Consider the following 17,365-nt stretch of genomic DNA (forward strand, 5'->3'; position numbering starts at 1 on the left):
AAAGTGACAAAAAACTCAATTGACACCGCTTAGATTTAAGTATTGATTGTTATTAGTTTCTTCAGCCGCCAATTTGTCCCTACTTTTCAAGGAAGTAGAGTTGTACTGTGCAACTATAACTCTTCTACCCTCAATCGTGAGTTCCAATGTGGGTGACCATATATTCTGATCGCGATGCGTCACAATAATCACGGTCGAGTTCAATGTTTGAATATGTTGAGCAATACTTTTTTCGGTTGCTTCGTCTAATGCTGCCGTCGCTTCGTCGAAAATGAGGATTGGCGCCTTTTTAATGAGAGCTCGCGCAATTGCGACTCTCTGTCTTTCACCTCCTGACAACCCTGAGCCTCTTTGTCCTACTGTTTGATGTATTCCTTTAGGAGATGAGTCAATAAGTTTGTCCAATTGTGCGTGTCTTGCAAAGCTCTCAACTTCATAATCACTTGCATTGGGATTACCTAACCGAATGTTATCCGCCAATGTGCCAGTAAAAATGACCGGTTCTTGAGCAACATAGGCTATATGCTGGGTGAGCACGTCATAAGGGATATTCTTTAGATCTATCCCTCCGAGCGAAATAAGACCTTGGTCAGGATCATCAAACCTTAGAAACAGGCCCAGTAAAGTGCTTTTGCCACTGCCACTGACTCCATTGATGACGACGGTATCACCTTGTTTGATCTCCGTGCTAGCATCTTCAAAGAGATCTAAATGGCCCACAAGGTTCAGTTCGAACTTATGGTTTTTGGGGGAGGTTGCAAATTGAGGATTAGGCTCAGGCAGAACAGGGACATTCGTTAACTGAGCGTAATTTTTAATTGAGGATTTTACGTCGTTAATCGCAAAGCCTGCCAACGCGAGTTCACCCAAAGGTGCAGCTGCACGGGTAATCAATATCAATAAAGCCAAGACTAATAAGGGTTGAGTAATCGGCTCTAAGACGAGATAGATGGCGATACCTGCAAGGGGTAAAATCGTTGCCAATCCTGATACTAAGGTTGCGATAGAAGCGTTACGATTAATAGTTGAATGAGCTTCTTCTTGTGCGTGCCAACTCTGTTCAATACGCTCGATTGAGCGCTCAGGCCCCGCTGTTGAGCGAAGTAACTCAAGGTGATCTATGAGCTCAAGTGTTGATTTAGTCGCTTGAAGCTCTGCGTCATGTCGGTCGCTATCTGAGCGACTTAGGTATCTTTGCGCCTTGTACTGAACGAGCAGTGCAACTAGTAACAGTACGGCACTGAGTAGTGCAATTTCACCTCCTCCAACGACCCCAATACCGATAATTAAAAATATGGGTAACATTGGAGCGTGTAAAAATGTTTGTAGCTGATGAGCAGGAATGGCCATAAAGCCAGGTATTCCTCGTTCTGCTAGTTGAGTGAGCTGAGTTCTATGCTGATCATTAAACCAAGCTAACTTTGCTTTACTGAGCGAATGACCTACTGATGAATAAAGATCCCCAGCCAGTTTCGCACCAGAGAGAAATCCAGAACGAGTTACAATAACGGTAACTATCACAGTTAGAACAGCAGCTATTATGACGTTCAATGGTGAAGCTTGTTCGACAATAGATATTGCAAGAAATGTGTAAGCCGTTGCCTCAAATAATGCAACTAGTCCCCAACCTATAGCGACTCGATATAGACGGTGCTTTGCACTTTGTGGAATTGTCGAATTGGAATAGAGGGTATTGTGAGCCGTCATACTTCTTCATCCTGTCGTTGAGCCTTTCTGTTGAGCATCAATGTAGTGTCTGCAAGTTTCGCGAGTTCTGAGTCGTGAGTAATTATGATCAATATCTTGTCTTGTGTTTTCGCAAACTTCGCGAGATTTCTGATCACAGTGAAGGCCGTATTTTTATCGAGAGCACTGGTTGGTTCATCCAGTAATAGAACGTTGGCTTGAGTTAGAAATGTGTTAGCTATTGCGACACGTTGTTGCTCGCCTCCTGAAAGCACGCTTGCATCAGAATTGAGGTCAATCTTTAATTGAGCTTGTTGCAAAGCTTGGTTCAGCTCGTCGTCACTTGAACTTGGCGTTGATAGTTTCAAATTCTGCCTAATGGTAGTTTTGAGTACACCGATATCTTGGGGTACATAGCGTATGGCGGAGTATCGGGATATCTCAGAGAGTTTAGACAGTTGATTGCCTCCTAAGGTAACGAAGCCTGAAAGAGGTGTTTCTTGACCTGCTAATAGACGTAGTAACGTACTTTTGCCTGCTCCGCTAGGCCCCATGATGGCTGTAAATGAACCCCGTGGGAAGTAGTGGGAGAAGTTATCAATAATATTAACAGTTCCATTAGCCACTACGATATTTGATGCTTGTAGTGATAGCGGTTTTTCTCCCGCGCTCAAACTGCCACTTTCTATTTGTGGTTGCTGTAAAAAGTCGCTGATGTTCTTTGCAGCATTCTTTCCTGCGTTAACGTAGTCCAATCCATGGCCAAGCTTCAGTGCGGGTGATACGACGGCCAAACCAAAAAAGAATAGCGACGCCATTGCCACGGGACTTAATTCATAGCCAATGGTATAGGCCATTGCGAAAGTCGAAACCGCTTGAAGTAATGCGGTAGCAATTGCTGCTGGAAGGGCAACGCTACCAACCCATTTCACTATGCCGTGAGTAAAGCGTCTTGTGGCATCATTATAGCTGTCGAGTGCTCCTGCTTGCGTGCCGTAAATTCGATTTACTCGGATACCTCTTGTGTAGTCGTTTACTGCGGTAACGATATCACCCATTATTGTCATGCGCTCTTTGCCATGTTTAGCGGCGAACCTAGGTAAAAAGAGTAGGTAGTACAATGATGCAATTAGACCAGGGAGCAGAGTAAGCATCGCTACCGGACCTGTGAGATTCAACATGATAAAAATAGAAGTTGCGGGTACGACAATGAATGTCACGAGTTCTGAAGGCAAATGCGCAACCATGTGGTGAAGCGTGCTGATGTCTTCGGAAACTATGCGACGCAGTTGATTATCACCATATTGAGAGATGGTCTTGCTTGGCAAGCGCGTCAAGTGCTGAGCAACTTGGCGACGTAATCGAGTGGAAAACTGCGACTCGGCATCATGAACTAACCACGAGCCCACTGATGAGGCAAGTGCGCTAGCCGCCCAAAGTCCTATGGCACCGTAAATCCATTGGTTTGCAAATTTATCGATAAGGTTTATCAAGCATAGCAGTGCACCAACTTTTGCCACAGCGGCAAGTGCTTCACAAAACGTTCCCAAAGCAAGCTTCTTAATCGATGGCTTTAAGGCTGGCATTAAGCTAGGCGTAACGTAATGTTGGCTGATTTTACTTATCATATTGTCACCTTATCTAGCCTATCAAGCGAAAATAAGGAGAACGTGGTAGAGCATATTGAGCTCTTATCGTTTTTCATATAAAGCCTATGGAAGTGGACGTTGATGGATTATGTTTTGAATTAACTTTGGCCGTAGGTGTTGCGAGCTCTTTGTCTGCTTGAATGTTGAAGATGAGTACTTCCTTTGATTTGTTGTGAATTTTCATGAACAGCCAAATGGGAGTAAGTCCCCCTTAGAAGGCAGGCTAAAGGGGAGGTGGAGGGATTAGAAATCCGCAGTAGCTGACAGCATCACTGTACGTGATGCGCCAAGAGCTAGGTCCGCATAGTGGGTGGTTGTCCAGTAATCTTCATCCAGTACATTGTTTACGCTAAGGCGCCAAACCACGCTTGTTTCAGCAATTTTTGAGTTGTAGCGTGCGCCAAGATCAAGAATAGTCTGTGCAGGTAATGCCTGAGTGTTTTGTGCATCAATGTATTGTTCAGACATATAGTTCGCTTGGCCGATAAGCGTGAGATCACGCATCGCAGGGAGGTTCCATTCTAATGCGAGTTTAGCTTGTAAATCGGGTAGCTTAGTTGCTTGTTTCCCCTCCTCTGTCACATCTGTTGCTTTTGTAATCTCTGCATCTGTATAGGCGATACCACCGATGAGTGTATAGTCCTTTGATAGTGTGCCGTAGAACCCCCATTCAATACCGCGATTGCGCTGTTCACCACCGAAAGAAAAAATGTTGGTATCCGGATCTTGGTACCCATTTGGCTTTTTAATCTCAAATAAACTGAACGTATGAGCAAAGCCGTCCAGGTCAAGCTTCACGCCTGCTTCAGTCTGTTTGGTTTTTTGGGGTTCAAAAGCCTCTCCTGCGTTTGCAGCGCTAGAGCCTGCTGTTTTCCCATTCGTTAAGCCTTCGGTGTAGTTACCATAAAGCGAAACTGAGCTCGAAACTTTGTATAATGCTGCAAGTGCGGGAGTGTAAGTACTTTCCTTAAACTTGGTGGTAGGAAGCGACATTCCGTTCATTATTATTCCAGATTCATAATCAATGCTCTGGTAACGCAAGCCGAGCGTGATTTGGTATTTCCCATCAACAAAAGATAACGTATCGGCAATGCCATAGCTGACCTGAGTTGAATCGATAGGTAAACCATAGTAGTTGTCGTAAACTGAATTTTCTGGTCCCCAAACAGGATCATAAATATTCGAGTTCCAAGGGGCTGGATTATTATTACCTGTTGGAGAATCATTTTTATCTTCTCTAAAGTAAGTACTATTCAGTACAAGGTGGTGTTCTACTGGGCCAGTGTCAAAGTTGCTACGAACACCTATCTCACCTGAAGTCCGTTTGTTCTCAAGCTTAACTGATCCGAGAGATACCTCTAGGTTACCTTCGTTATCGATGATTTTGATTCGTTGCGGTACATTTGAATGAAAATCTGTACGGCTACCACCCAATGCGCTGTATACAGTTACAGAGTCACTAACGCTTAGCTCCCCGCGAATCATCATCCCTTTATCTTCGCTATCATTGTAGGCCCAACTTGGCGTCAATAATGTGTCAGATGGAGGAGGTGATGGGATTTTGAGACCAGAAGCGATGCTTAACCCACGGTTTGCACCTTCAACTCGCTCTGTACTGTAGTAAAAATCTGCTTCAAGGAAAGCAATGTCATTACGCCAATCAAGGCTTAATGATGCAAGTTGAGTTTTGTTGCTTTGGTTGTTTATCGCGGTGTCTCCATCTTTAAATGCACCGTTGAAACGAATACCAAATTCTTCATTTGTACCAAAGCGACGTCCAATATCGATATGTCCTCCGAATTGAGTGTCCGATAAGTAGCTGCCGGTGAAAGATGTGATTGGTGTTTCTTGTGCTCTTTTTGTCACTAAGTTGATGGTGCCACCAACAGATCCATTCGGTGGCATACCGTTGAGCAAAGAAGCAGGACCTTTAAGTACATCAATACGTTGATACATTTCAGGAGAGGTTCGGTAATAAGGAGCGATACCATACAATCCATTAAGCATAACGTCGCTAATGTCTGAGTTGAAACCTCTTATTTTGAAACTTTCTTTGTTTAAGCCGGTTTCACCGCTGGTGAAAACAGAGGGATCAGAAGCTGAGATTACATCTGAGATATCGCGTGCTTGTTGGTCTTGAATGTGTTTTTCTGTGTATCCAATCGTATTGAAAGGCGTTTCCATGAAGTTTTTGTCGCCAAGCATTCCTATATTACTCGCGTGAGAAACTTTGCCAGCGGCATAAACTCTGTTTGCTTCACCATAAACTGTCATTGATTCATCTACGACTTCTTCAGCTTGAGCGATACTAATTGGTACGACAAAAGTACTAAATTGAAGTGAAATAAAGAGGGCGATATGACATGGGCTTGGTTTGTTTTTCTGTGAAGAGTCCATCGCTATCTGATGATAGTCATGAGTCATTATAGATTCCTTTTCTTTGTTTGGGCTAGCTCACATCCGTTCTGACGTCGATTGAGTGTTGAATTACTTAAGATCCAACTCATTGTTATTAGATTTAGCTTTGGTAACCTTTTAGGATGTCTTCAATTATGATTTTCAGAGATGTGATGCTTGCTGAAGTGATGTACCAAGCATCGGCATCAACAAAAACGACGTTGTCGTTTTTCCATGCTTTGGTTTGACGGAGTAGTGGGTTTGCTAAGTGTTCCGCATCAATGACAGGCTTTCCTTCCATTACTGCTGTTCGATCAATGATGTAAAGAATGTCTGGATCAGCTTGGCTAATGAACTCGCTAGAAATTGGCTGACCATGCAAACCTGTCTCCACTTTTTCACTCGCTGGTTTTACCCCCAGAACATCGAAAACGAAGCCATAACGAGACTCAACGCCAAATGAGCTGAAAGCACCATTGTTATGCATGACAACCAAAGCTTTTTCAGAACGCTCTTTCGTAACAGCGCGCACTTCTGCGACTTTTGCATCGATTTCGGCAACTTTCTGTTGGGCTAGCTCCTGCTTTTCAAAGATCTCACCAAGCTCTACAAGGTGTTTCTTAATGGTATCGACGTGATGGTCACGACTATTACGGTAGTTGATGTCAAAATGTAAAGTCGGAGCGAGTTGAGAGAGTTCTTCATACTGATTAGCATGTAGCGGAGTCATCAATACGAGATCTGGTTTTAGGGCATAGATCTTTTCCATATTAGGCTGAACTATCGCACCAAGATCCGCTATCTCAGGTGTGTCTTTGTATTTCGCTAGAAAGTGAGGAACAAAGTCTTTCACCATTCCTGAGATTGGAACATTTAGCTGATCTAAAAAGTCCACTTCGTTCATATCTAATGCTGCCACTCGTTGAGGGCGATGAGAAATAGTAGTTGCTCCGAGATTGTGTTCAATCACGATGAGCTTTTCTAATGGCTGAGTATCTTCAATTTTAGTTATTTCCGGCTCGCAACCTGATAAGGTTCCTAGAGCGCAGCAAGCAAGCGCGATACTCAAACGTAGGGGGCTCTTAAACATGGGGTATTTCCTTTTTGTCAGTGAGTTGTCTTTAAACAGGCGAGTAACAGTTTTCATATTTGGCTTCTTGTTCTTATCGTGATGGCTAGGAAATATCCCCCACAAAGGACATTCACCAAAATAGAGACGGTGGTTTTAAAGTTAAATAAGTGCTCTACCAGAAGTTGACCAGACAAGAACATGACAATTGCAATAGCACAAGCAACGAGCAATATGTGTCTGTAGTTCGGTGCGCTAGTAACGGAATAAGCAATATTGGCAATAAAAATTCCCATAAAAGCCGTTGGGCCAATCAAGCTCGTCGAAATTGCTACTAAAATGGCGATTACAGCAAAGAACTTTGGTACATATTGCTTATCATTTAGTCCTAATGACATCGCTTGGTCTCGACCTAGACCTATCACATCTAGCTCGCGTGACCATCTGTTAGCAAAGAGTGCCAAAACGCTTAACGCAATACTGGAAAAAAGTAACGTAGAAGGTTTCGCTCGCTCAAACGAGGTATAGCTGAGCCCTTGAAGGATAGAGAATTCTCCAGGGCTTATTCTGAGCTGGATAAATTGAGCAAGAGTTGTCAGCACCATTGTCAAAACAAAGCCAATCAGCAGAACTTGGTGCATGTCATGTTTAAATCTATTGAGTACCCAAGATTGAATCGCTAAGGAATACAACAGAATGAGTATTGCAGAGACAGCGAAATTACCGACAACACCTAATGTAGCAATGCCAGAAGTGCCCCCTAGTAATAAGAGTAGGGTTTGCCAAACCAGATAAACCGACTCATATCCCATAATGGATGGCGTAAGAATACGATTACCAGCTAAAGCTTGGAAAATAACAGCAGAGATGGCCACGCAGCTGCCCCCAATAACTATGGCACCAAGTTTAATCAGCCTCTTAGGGATGACGTAATCAAAATCCCACCCAGAGCTTGTAAAGATAAAGGCGATAGACAGTATGCAAACGAGTATAATGCTCACTCGCATGTTTGAGTAATGTGATCTCATACTCGTGCTCCTTTCAAAAGAAACACAAGAAACATGACTCCCCCGATAGCACTGGCTGTTAATCCAATTGGGACTTCAAAAGGAAAGGCAACAACTCTGCCTATGACATCGCAAAAAATAAGTAACGAAGCGCCGCCTAGTGCAACGATTGGTAGGGTGTTTTTAAGGTGATCGCCATATTTTAGTGCGACTAGGTTAGGTATGACTAAACCGATAAAATGAATGGCACCTACGGTCACCACTGTTATAGCAACTGTCACGGAAACTAGCATTAGACCCAAGGCGGCAGTGAACGCAATATTAATTCCTAAGTTGGACGCAACATCTTCGCCCATTCCCATCACAGTAAACTTATGTGCATATAAGTAAGTCAGTAGGGTGATGGGTAAAATCAAGAAAATTATTTCATAGTGTTCTTGGACCACTTTGGAGAAATCTCCCATTAACCAACCGGACATACTCTGTAAGATGTTGTTTTGATAAGCATAAAACTCCGCTATAGCACTTAGTACACTACCAAACATAAGCCCAATCACAGGTATTAACGCAGAGTTACTGAATTTAATTTTTCGTACGATGGCAATGTAGATAAGGCCAGCGGCGAAGCAAAATAGTACGGCGAAGAGCATACGTTCAAGCTTGTCTGAGGATGGAAGCATGACGATAGATACCAAAATACCGAGCTTTGCCGCATCGATACCGCCTGTGGTGCCCGGCTCAACAAAACGATTTCTAACAATATGTTGAAGAATAACACCACATATTGCGAGACCAGATCCGGTAAGAATTAGTGCGATTAGCCTTGGTAATCTGCTAGCAGTAATCGGTAGCCAAGCTTTGTCATCCATGGTCAGCAATAACGACCAATCTAGTTGGTTTGCGCCGACGAAAATTGAAGTTAAGCACAGTATAAAAAACAGGCTTACTACGTGAATACTCATACAGAATCTGCCCCAAAATAAAGTGAGTTTCTCTTAACTTATGACTTGGGGATGGAATACGAATAATGAATATCTATTCGCATATAGGTTCTAAATTCCAACAAAACATAACCAAGTTATTTTTTATAAACATTAAGGTCACAATCCAGCCCTCAAAGTATCACTAGGCCATACCTAAAAATTCAACGTGCTGATTTGGCTTTAAAACTGGATTAACTAGCAAAAGAAAAGTGCCGCTTTCAATGCAAAGAGAAAGAGGTTCTCGATTTAAAATTAAAATACAAATGGTAATTATTTTCATTATATCTTTGTTTTTTCGGTTAAGCAATGAGGTTCATATGTGTTTCTCTAAAAAGATCAATCGCGTATAAAAACAAGGCAATGGCTAATGCATGTGCTTTTGGGTAAGTGATTAAAAAATAAAGCCAAAGAGCATTAAGCTTTCTTATTGTTTAAGGATGTTTTTCGCTTCAGAAGCTCGTTGGTTGAGGTTTGATTTAAATGGTATGACGATAGTTTGTTCAGGAAGAGGAGTTAGTAGTGACGATGATGTCTAGATGTCGTTTGTATTTTAGGATTTATTAGATACCGCATTAAAATAGCGTCATAAAGTCGTGATGCTTCGCATCTTCAGTGTTAGCGATGTTAATGCGGTAATTTCTAATAAACTAGCGGATTAATGTCTCAACTTGCTTTTGGAGCAAAGTAAAGCTGATTCACAATTCAAAGACATCGTCAGTTGCTTTATTGTTAACCTGTGTTATTCGAGCTTACTTAGTACGTAATTCAAACCACCAACTACGGCTGCAACTTGCGCATCGTTGCATTCTTCGTCGGTCACCGTTGGGCTGTCTGGGTACACTTCCGTTGTCGTGCCGTAAACGCAATTTGTTACGCCGCCACACAGGCCCAGTTTTACCATTGGGTAGTTGATAACGCCAAACTGTACGACGGGTGAACCAATGATTTCGCCGTTTTCATCTGCTGGTGCAATGTGAGTCACTTTTGCAACTGACTCAATGACCGCTTTTTGGAAGTCAGGCTGAGGGTTTTCACTATCTCCCACCGTGTAAAAGCCATCTGGGATCATACCTTCAATGTACTCAATACCATCACGAGCAGCTAAGGCTGGACGGAACTCAGTTTCGTCAGAATCTGTCGTTTCATGTAGATCAATGTGCATTAACACATCGCCTAAAGTTGCAACTAGCTTTATGAGGTTAGCGGATTCTTCGGCAGGACTATCCTTATAGAAAGAGCGGTTTGGATCAATCGCGTTTGGATTCCAGCGGTTGATCACCTCGTAACCCCAAGGGCTTACGCAGGGGGCAACGACAATATTGAAATGCTCTGCATAGCGCTCTGCTTCCGTTTCTACAAACTTTAATGCGCCATGTACACCGCTGGTTTCGTAACCGTGCACGCCGCCTGTGACCAACACAACAGGTTTAGTTGAATCCCAATTGCGTGTTTTGATACAAAACAGAGGGAAGCGTGCCTCGTTGTATGAGAGCGCACCATATTGTTCAACATCAAAATGCCCGCGTAGGGCATCGATTTTACTGACGACTTCATCTTGGTAGCTACGTTTTACTTCTTGCGTTGCTAACCAAGCTTTACGTTCTTCTTCGGTCCAAGGTTGGCCAGGAGTACCGATCGGGTAAATGTATCCACTTTTCATCTATACTTTTTCTTTTGACTGCTGAAAGGTATCACAAGACTAGACCCGTCTTATCTTTACGGCAATATAAAACACCATTTGGGGTGGTATTCTTTGCAAAATCATCACTTTGATGAGTGATTCATTGGTGTTACATTTTGTTACTTACTCAATTTCATATAAGAGACCAAAAATGGCTGGAGCAAGTTTACTCACACTGTTGGACGATATTGCCACGGTGCTTGATGATGTCGCCTTAATGTCAAAAATGGCGGCAAAGAAAACCGCAGGTGTGTTGGGAGATGATCTAGCGTTAAACGCTCAACAAGTGTCTGGTGTTGCATCTGAGCGAGAGATTCCAGTAGTTTGGGCGGTTGCAAAAGGCTCATTCAAAAATAAATTGATTTTAGTTCCTTCAGCTTTACTTATTAGCGCGATTATTCCATGGCTTATCATGCCATTATTGCTAATTGGCGGCTTATTTCTCTGCTTTGAAGGGGCAGAGAAAGTACTTGAGAAAGTGTTTCCTCACTCGCATCCGCACGAAGAAAAAGAGGAGCTAGTTAATACTGGCGAGTCGATAGAAGAGTATGAAAGGCGTAAAGTTTCTGGTGCAATTCGAACAGACTTTATCCTTTCAGCAGAAATCATCGTGATTGCGTTAGGTACCGTGACAGGAGCCAGTCTTGTTACGCAAATTTTAGTTGTCAGTTTAATTGCAGTGATTATGACGGTTGGGGTTTATGGACTAGTCGCTGGGATTGTGAAGCTAGATGATTTAGGCCTTTACCTTGAAAGTCGCTCAAACGGTAAAGGTTGGGTGGCGAAAGTCGGAGGGGCCTTGGTCGCTTTTGCACCAAAGTTGATGAAGTTGTTAACCATTGTAGGAACTGCTGCGATGTTTTTGGTGGGTGGAGGAATTGTGGTGCACAACGTGCCAGCCATTCATCACTTTGTAGAGCCGATTATTATGAACTTTAGTGGCCATTCGGTTGCTACAGCCATTTTGCCTATTTTATTGAACGGTATTATCGGCTTTGTGGCAGGGTTAGTTGTGGTTGCGGTATGGACGATGGTTGAAAAGCTTCGTGGTCAATAATCACATCTAAAACATGAGACGATAGTAACAAGGGTCATGACTTCTTTTTACAAAAAGCATGACCCTGTTTTATAGGTGAAACGTCAGTAAAGTACTTACTTCACTTTCCACTCGATCTGTTCATTTGCTCGAATAGGCACAACGATATCATTGCCAAATGGCATCGTTTCTGGCACATCCCAAGCGGATTTTTCTAACGTTACCGTATCTGTGTTACGTGCAATGCCGTAAAAATCAGGACCGTTGAAGCTTGCGAAAGCTTCCAAGTTTTCCAACTTGCCTTCTTTTTCGAAGACTTCTGCATAAAGCTCTAGCGCTGCGTGTGCAGTGTAAGAACCAGCACAACCGCAAGCCGATTCTTTTGCCCCTTTCGCATGTGGCGCTGAGTCTGTACCTAGGAAAAACTTCTTGCTACCACTAGTTGCTGCTTCGATCAGCGCTTGCTGGTGGGTTCCGCGCTTAAGAATTGGCAAACAGTAGAAATGAGGTTTAATACCACCCACAAGCATGTGGTTACGGTTGAAAAGAAGGTGGTGGGCAGTGATGGTAGCCGCTACGTTGTCTGAGGCGTTGCTAACGAAGTTTGCTGCGTCGGCGGTGGTGATATGTTCTAGAACGATTTTAAGATTAGGGAAGTCATTGACGATAGGAGCGAGGACGGTATCAAGGAATTCTTTTTCTCGGTCGAATATATCAATATCGTGATGTGTTACCTCCCCATGAACCAAAAGTAACATTCCTACTTCTTCCATTGCTTCTAAAACGTGATAAATGTTTTTCGCATTGGTCACACCGGAATCTGAGTTTGTGGTAGCGCCTGCAGGATAAAGCTTGGCAGCAACAATGTGTCCGGTTGCTTTAGCCTTACGTATTTCGTCTGGTGTCGTGTTATCTGTAAGGTAAAGCGCCATTAAAGGCTCAAACTGTTCGCCATGTTGCTCTTTAATAATTCGGTCACGGTAGGCTAGGGCGAGCTCAGTTGTAGTAACAGGTGGGACGGTATTTGGCATAATCAGCGCACGGCCATTGTAGCGGCTGATGTCGCGAACGGTGTCTTTAAGAACTTCCCCATCGCGTAAGTGAACGTGCCAGTCGTCAGGACGAGTGATAGTCAGTGTTGTCATTAATTGCTCCCACCATTGAAAAGTTGTCTGATTGGAGCCTAAGCGCCGTATTTGCTTTTGAGCAAACGCTTGCGCTTAGGCGACAGGATGATAGAGGAATTGCCCTCATATTTCATCCCATTTTTCAATTTTATAAAGAGTGAGAGTGTAAGTGGTTACTTCATTGTTAACCAAAGCGCGTGGATCGTACCTGGTAGAAAGAAGAAACACGTCAATATTAGATTAATCAAAAAGTCTTTATTTAGACCTTTCTCCATAAACACCGCGACAGGCGGAAGAAAGATACATAACAAAATCAGAACCAGTTTTCTTGTATCCATAATTAAGCTCCAAATCGATAAATGGGAGTAGTGATAACTTGGGTGAATTATGTGTGTCGTATCACACTTTATCAAACGGTATTTGGTCAGAACGGTGTTAAAAAACGCGAATGTTGAGTGTAGTAAATACTTGTCACTAAAACCAAATTTATAAGAATATGGTTTCGAGAAAGTTGCGATGGATGAAGAGGCAGTAGACTCTGCAACTTAATGTGATTTGAGTATACAATACCGCAACAAATAAAAAACACCCGTAGGAAGAAGGCCATGTCGCAACCCGTTTTATCCCAAATTAATGTTTTTCCGGTTAAGTCAGTTGGCGGATTATCGCTGTCGTCCGTATGGGTTGAGAAACAAGGATTGAGCTTCGATCGCCGCTTTATGATTGCGAAAGCTGATGGCTCGATGATCACTGCGCGAAAGTATCCGCAAATGGTAACCATTAAGTCTGCCTTATTGTCCGATGGAGTGGTGTTTAGTAGTTTGGGTATGGAGCCACTTAAAATCCGTTACCAAGATTTCAAAATGCAGGAGACACCTGCAACGGTTTGGAAAGATACATTTACTGCCTATACCACGACAGATGATGCAGATGACTGGTTTAGTCGTGTGTTGGGGCAACGCGTTGAGTTGTTGTTTAGTGGTGAGCAATCGAATCGTGTCCGTGAAAAGCTAGGTCAAAACGTCAGTTTTGCTGATGGTTATCCGGTTTTAGTGATCAGCCAAGCTTCACTTGATGAGCTGAACCGAAGAAGTTCAGAGCTACACTCAATGGATCAGTTTCGTACTAACTTAGTTGTCTCTGATACTAAGCCATTTGAAGAAGATTCATGGAAGCGCATACGAATCGGTGAGGTAGAGTTTGAGTCTCTCAAACCTTGCGAGCGCTGTATCCTGACTACGGTGAATACCCAAAGAGGCACATTCCGTGAGAGCAAAGAGCCGCTCAAAACCTTGCAACAGTTCCGTGCAAACGATGTCGGTGGTGTGTTCTTTGGCCAGAATCTTGTCGCGCGAAATGAAGGCATTATTCGTCAAGGCGATAAAGTTGAAGTATTGGAGTACAAAGAGCCGGAGTTTTACGCAGATAACTCGCCAGTGCGCATGAAGCTTACATGTGTTGAGCGTGAAGAAATTGCCCAAGACTTTGTGACCTTATGGTTAGAGCCAAACAAAGGTTCGTTGCCTAATTACTTGCCAGGACAACACCTACCAATAGAGGTGAATATTGATGGTAAGAAAGTGGGTCGACGCTATACCTTATCATCCAGTCCTTCTCGTCCGGGTCGTTATGCTATTTCTGTAAAGCGTATCGCGGGTGGAAGAGTCTCTAACTCACTCTTAGACAACTTACAAGTCGGTGATGTTTTAGAGGCAGAACAACCTGATGGCCAGTTCCACCTAAAAACGCATGAAGCGCAGCCTCTATTGTTACTCTCTGCGGGTAGCGGAGTAACACCAATGCTATCGATGGTACGTTACTTAGCGGATCATAATCAGTTGGAGAACGTGGTTTTCTACCATCAATGTCGGACCGAAAATGATATTCCTTGTCGCTCAGAGTTGGAGCAGTTAAAGCGTGAGCACCCAGGGCTAGAAGTAAAAGTCTGTTTAACGCAACCTGCTGTTGATTGGTTTGGTTTGAAAGGGCGTTTAAGTTTGTCACACATTAAGCAAATCAAAGATGTTGAACAGCGGCAGGTGTTTGTGTGTGGCCCGGATGGCTTTATGGATAAAGCAAAAAGTCTTCTACTAAGAAAAGGGCTGCCAGAGGAAAACTACCATCAAGAAGCGTTTGGAGTTTCTTCTCTTACGTCAAAGCCAGAGAAAAGTCTCGCTATTGACTTTAATGGAACTAAAGTCGTAGGCAACAACCAAAAAACGTTGTTAGATCAGCTCGAAGATGCTGGGAAGGTCATCAGCAATAGCTGTCGTGCTGGCTTATGTGGCGCGTGTAAGGTTCAGCTTACGTCGGGTCAAGTACATCATCCGGACGTGCCCGCGTTGACTGATGAGGAACGTGCAATGGGAACCGTATTGGCGTGTTGTGCTGTGCCAGAGACGGACGTAACAGTAACCAACTAGGCGAGAACGTCTTTGTCCTTCGACAAAAACTGTTCCTAGACAAAAAAACGCTGCTATTTTTAGCAGCGTTTTGAGTTTTAAAGAGAGCTGAAAATATCGCTTAGTCGTAAATCGTCGGGATTGGCTGGCGTTTGTGCTGCGTTGCTTTGTAAATCGCTACCAGACGGTCACTCACTTGCTGTGGAACGGGTTTGCCCTCTAAGAAATCGTCGATTTGCTCGTAAGTTAAGCTTAGGGCATCTTCATCTGCTTTTTGTGGAGCAAGCTCTTCTAAGTCTGCTGTTGGCACTTTCTTCACTAGTTGCTCAGGTGCACCCAATGTAGCAGCCACTTCACGAACTTGGCGTTTACTTAATCCGAACAATGGTGCCATGTCACAAGCGCCATCACCAAATTTAGTGTAGAAACCAGTGATGTTTTCTGCTGAGTGATCAGTACCAAGAACAAGGCCGCCTACGTAGCCCGCGATCTCGTATTGAGCAACCATGCGAGCACGCGCTTTTACATTGCCTTTTACGAAGTCGACTTTTGCTGCATCAGTTGGTAGAAGATCTGTGCCTTCTAATGCAACGTGAGAAGCCGAATGAAGCCCGTCAACACCTGCTTTGATGTTCACCGATACAGAATGGGTTGGCTGGATAAAAGACAGAGCGAGCTGAGCCTCATCTTCATCTTTTTGCTCCCCATAAGGCAGGCGAACTGCGATAAATTGGTAGCTATTGTTGCCCGCTTCTTCGTTCAGCTGGTCTACAGCCAACTGAGCTAAACGACCACATGTCGTTGAGTCAACGCCACCGCTGATGCCAAGAACAAGAGACTTACAGCCCGCTTCTTGCAATTTACGCTTAATAAAAGCGACACGGCGTTCAATTTCAAAATGCGGATCAATTGAAGGGAGTACGCGCATTTCGTCACGGATGGATTGTTCCATTTAGGGTTCCTTTTCCTGCAAATATTTCAGACTCTAAAGCACATTTGCTCAAATGGTGATAAACCATACAGTTGAGGCTCATTAAACGCGACTTTAGGGTCAAAAGCTGTAAAGATTAGTAGTATCATACCGAAATCATCAGATTAGAAAACTCTCTTCAACCAGGTAATCACCGGATATGAAAAAAATCGCCATTTTTGGTAGTGCATTTAACCCACCTAGTTTAGGGCATAAAAGTGTTATTGAGTCTTTGAGCCACTTTGATCTTGTGTTACTTGAGCCAAGCATTGCACACGCTTGGGGCAAGAACATGCTTGATTACCCAACTCGGTGCAAAATGGTTGACGCGTTCATCAAGGATATGGGGCTTTCTAATGTTCAGCGTTCTGATGCAGAGCAAGCTTTATACCAACCTGGACAAAGTGTGACGACCTATGCGTTGTTAGAAAAAATTCAAGAAATTTACCCAACTGCCGATATAACTTTTGTCATTGGTCCTGATAATTTCTTCAAATTTGCTAAATTTAGTAGAGCCGAAGAGATTACGGAACGTTGGACTGTTATGGCATGTCCTGAAAAAGTAAAAGTCAGAAGCACAGATATTCGCAAAGCATTGGCCGAGGGTGAAGAGATCGGCGCCTATACAACACCTTCCGTACGTGATTTATTACTTAGTAAAGGCTTATACAGAGAAACATTGTCTGGGAACTGAGAGGTCAGATTTTCATGGTCAGAGTAGTTTTATTTAGTGCATGTGCGCTGCTTGTGGTGACACAAGCTCATTCCGCGTGTAACTATTTTTCTGATCGTTCCGTGGTGTTTGAAGATAACACGCTTCCAATCTGTGAAGAAATTTTAGATTCCATCGGCGTGTTAAGTACTGAAGCATTGATTTGGTATGCAGCGGAAGCGAAGCTTGAAGGACCAACAGAAAACTATTGGGAGGAGTGGGCGATTAAGCCGGAAGACACCCCACTTCTAACTCAAAACTTAGAAAAGAATTACTTTGGTCTTGGTTTTTGGATGCCGGAAGAGCTTCGAGACGAAGAGAGTAAAATGGATACAGAAGAGTGGCTTCGTAGTCACGGGTTGATGTTCAGCGTTGGTTTTGGTGATAAATCCGACGGACAGCCAAGAATGCGGTTTGATTATCGTTGGCACGAATATTATGACGCTGACTGGATGATGCAGATAGAAGTACCTTTCTAGGCATCTCAAGCAAATGAAAAAAGGGCGTACATTATCAATGTACGCCCTTTTTGTTTTAATTGTGCCGTCCTAAATAAGGTTGACACTTTCCCCCCCCAAAAAAATTGGAGAGTGTTATGAAATCAACAACTAAAAGAACTCAGCGCGATTACTCCCTCGCTTTTAAA

14 protein-coding genes are annotated in these 17,365 nt (G+C 43.4%); 4 read left to right on the forward strand and 10 right to left on the reverse strand.

Annotated elements, in window-relative coordinates:
• Positions 1 to 15: 15 nt before the first annotated feature.
• The 7 genes from R7P80_RS27645 to R7P80_RS27675 form a co-directional block, all read right to left on the reverse strand.
• Positions 16 to 1,707 carry an ABC transporter ATP-binding protein gene (locus R7P80_RS27645; RefSeq protein WP_033906768.1) on the reverse strand — a complete coding sequence of 564 codons (1,692 nt, stop codon included), beginning with the start codon at positions 1,705 to 1,707 and terminating at the stop codon, positions 16 to 18.
• Entirely contained in the window at positions 1,704 to 3,314 is a 1,611-nt protein-coding gene (locus R7P80_RS27650) for an ATP-binding cassette domain-containing protein (RefSeq protein ID WP_005375287.1), read from the reverse strand. The genes R7P80_RS27645 and R7P80_RS27650 overlap by 4 nt, the downstream gene beginning before the upstream one ends.
• A 264-nt stretch (positions 3,315 to 3,578) precedes the next feature.
• Positions 3,579 to 5,759: a TonB-dependent receptor gene (locus tag R7P80_RS27655; protein WP_170890000.1), complete on the reverse strand. Its 2,181-nt coding sequence runs from the start codon at positions 5,757 to 5,759 to the stop codon at positions 3,579 to 3,581.
• Between the two features lie 94 nt (positions 5,760 to 5,853).
• Positions 5,854 to 6,822, reverse strand: coding sequence for a siderophore ABC transporter substrate-binding protein (locus R7P80_RS27660; RefSeq protein WP_054701806.1), 969 nt, complete (start codon positions 6,820 to 6,822; stop codon positions 5,854 to 5,856).
• A 53-nt stretch (positions 6,823 to 6,875) separates the two neighbouring features.
• Positions 6,876 to 7,829 (reverse strand): iron chelate uptake ABC transporter family permease subunit, encoded by a 954-nt coding sequence (locus R7P80_RS27665; protein WP_053307879.1) that lies wholly within the window; start codon positions 7,827 to 7,829, stop codon positions 6,876 to 6,878.
• Positions 7,826 to 8,770, reverse strand: a complete 945-nt coding sequence (locus R7P80_RS27670; protein ID WP_033906772.1) for an ABC transporter permease — start codon at positions 8,768 to 8,770, stop codon at positions 7,826 to 7,828. The genes R7P80_RS27665 and R7P80_RS27670 overlap by 4 nt, the downstream gene beginning before the upstream one ends.
• Before the next feature lie 760 nt (positions 8,771 to 9,530).
• On the reverse strand, positions 9,531 to 10,451 hold the full coding sequence (locus R7P80_RS27675; protein WP_054578652.1) for a M14 family metallocarboxypeptidase: 921 nt from the start codon (positions 10,449 to 10,451) through the stop codon (positions 9,531 to 9,533).
• A gap of 172 nt (positions 10,452 to 10,623) precedes the next feature.
• On the opposite strand from R7P80_RS27675, the gene R7P80_RS27680 reads away from it, so the two are divergent.
• Positions 10,624 to 11,529 (forward strand): DUF808 domain-containing protein, encoded by a 906-nt coding sequence (locus tag R7P80_RS27680; RefSeq protein WP_062730918.1) that lies wholly within the window; start codon positions 10,624 to 10,626, stop codon positions 11,527 to 11,529.
• A gap of 95 nt (positions 11,530 to 11,624) precedes the next feature.
• Here the strand turns inward: R7P80_RS27680 and pyrC are convergent, their stop codons facing one another.
• Both pyrC and R7P80_RS27690 read right to left on the reverse strand, forming a co-directional pair.
• Positions 11,625 to 12,653 carry a dihydroorotase gene (gene pyrC / locus R7P80_RS27685; RefSeq protein ID WP_064354886.1) on the reverse strand — a complete coding sequence of 343 codons (1,029 nt, stop codon included), beginning with the start codon at positions 12,651 to 12,653 and terminating at the stop codon, positions 11,625 to 11,627.
• A gap of 155 nt (positions 12,654 to 12,808) precedes the next feature.
• Complete coding sequence (locus tag R7P80_RS27690; protein WP_005375297.1) at positions 12,809 to 12,973, reverse strand: YqaE/Pmp3 family membrane protein; 165 nt, start codon at positions 12,971 to 12,973, stop codon at positions 12,809 to 12,811.
• A gap of 267 nt (positions 12,974 to 13,240) precedes the next feature.
• On the opposite strand from R7P80_RS27690, the gene R7P80_RS27695 reads away from it, so the two are divergent.
• Positions 13,241 to 15,058 carry a hybrid-cluster NAD(P)-dependent oxidoreductase gene (locus tag R7P80_RS27695; protein ID WP_054701811.1) on the forward strand — a complete coding sequence of 606 codons (1,818 nt, stop codon included), beginning with the start codon at positions 13,241 to 13,243 and terminating at the stop codon, positions 15,056 to 15,058.
• A gap of 100 nt (positions 15,059 to 15,158) precedes the next feature.
• Here the strand turns inward: R7P80_RS27695 and nadE are convergent, their stop codons facing one another.
• Positions 15,159 to 15,989, reverse strand: coding sequence for an ammonia-dependent NAD(+) synthetase (nadE, locus tag R7P80_RS27700; protein ID WP_005375299.1), 831 nt, complete (start codon positions 15,987 to 15,989; stop codon positions 15,159 to 15,161).
• A 178-nt stretch (positions 15,990 to 16,167) separates the two neighbouring features.
• On the opposite strand from nadE, the gene R7P80_RS27705 reads away from it, so the two are divergent.
• A complete protein-coding gene (locus R7P80_RS27705; protein ID WP_005375300.1) occupies positions 16,168 to 16,701 on the forward strand; it encodes a nicotinate-nicotinamide nucleotide adenylyltransferase in 534 nt (177 codons plus the stop codon).
• A 14-nt stretch (positions 16,702 to 16,715) separates the two neighbouring features.
• The gene (locus R7P80_RS27710; protein WP_017635276.1) at positions 16,716 to 17,198 is read left to right on the forward strand and encodes a hypothetical protein; all 483 of its coding nucleotides are present in this window, start codon (positions 16,716 to 16,718) and stop codon (positions 17,196 to 17,198) included.
• Positions 17,199 to 17,365 lie beyond the last annotated feature (167 nt).

Source organism: Vibrio sp. 2092 (assembly GCF_033339635.1).
In the GTDB taxonomy this organism is placed as follows: Bacteria; Pseudomonadota; Gammaproteobacteria; order Enterobacterales; family Vibrionaceae; genus Vibrio; species Vibrio alginolyticus.

Bases quoted from the DNA above. Each gene is read 5' to 3' on its own strand.
- R7P80_RS27645 (WP_033906768.1), bottom strand. From the start codon at position 1,707: ATGACGGCTCACAATACCCTCTATTCCAATTCGACAATTCCACAAAGT.
- R7P80_RS27650 (WP_005375287.1), bottom strand. From the start codon at position 3,314: ATGATAAGTAAAATCAGCCAACATTACGTTACGCCTAGCTTAATGCCA.
- R7P80_RS27655 (WP_170890000.1), bottom strand. From the start codon at position 5,759: ATGACTCATGACTATCATCAGATAGCGATGGACTCTTCACAGAAAAAC.
- R7P80_RS27660 (WP_054701806.1), bottom strand. From the start codon at position 6,822: ATGTTTAAGAGCCCCCTACGTTTGAGTATCGCGCTTGCTTGCTGCGCT.
- R7P80_RS27665 (WP_053307879.1), bottom strand. From the start codon at position 7,829: ATGAGATCACATTACTCAAACATGCGAGTGAGCATTATACTCGTTTGC.
- R7P80_RS27670 (WP_033906772.1), bottom strand. From the start codon at position 8,770: ATGAGTATTCACGTAGTAAGCCTGTTTTTTATACTGTGCTTAACTTCA.
- R7P80_RS27675 (WP_054578652.1), bottom strand. From the start codon at position 10,451: ATGAAAAGTGGATACATTTACCCGATCGGTACTCCTGGCCAACCTTGG.
- R7P80_RS27680 (WP_062730918.1), top strand. From the start codon at position 10,624: ATGGCTGGAGCAAGTTTACTCACACTGTTGGACGATATTGCCACGGTG.
- pyrC (WP_064354886.1), bottom strand. From the start codon at position 12,653: ATGACAACACTGACTATCACTCGTCCTGACGACTGGCACGTTCACTTA.
- R7P80_RS27690 (WP_005375297.1), bottom strand. From the start codon at position 12,973: ATGGATACAAGAAAACTGGTTCTGATTTTGTTATGTATCTTTCTTCCG.
- R7P80_RS27695 (WP_054701811.1), top strand. From the start codon at position 13,241: ATGTCGCAACCCGTTTTATCCCAAATTAATGTTTTTCCGGTTAAGTCA.
- nadE (WP_005375299.1), bottom strand. From the start codon at position 15,989: ATGGAACAATCCATCCGTGACGAAATGCGCGTACTCCCTTCAATTGAT.
- R7P80_RS27705 (WP_005375300.1), top strand. From the start codon at position 16,168: ATGAAAAAAATCGCCATTTTTGGTAGTGCATTTAACCCACCTAGTTTA.
- R7P80_RS27710 (WP_017635276.1), top strand. From the start codon at position 16,716: ATGGTCAGAGTAGTTTTATTTAGTGCATGTGCGCTGCTTGTGGTGACA.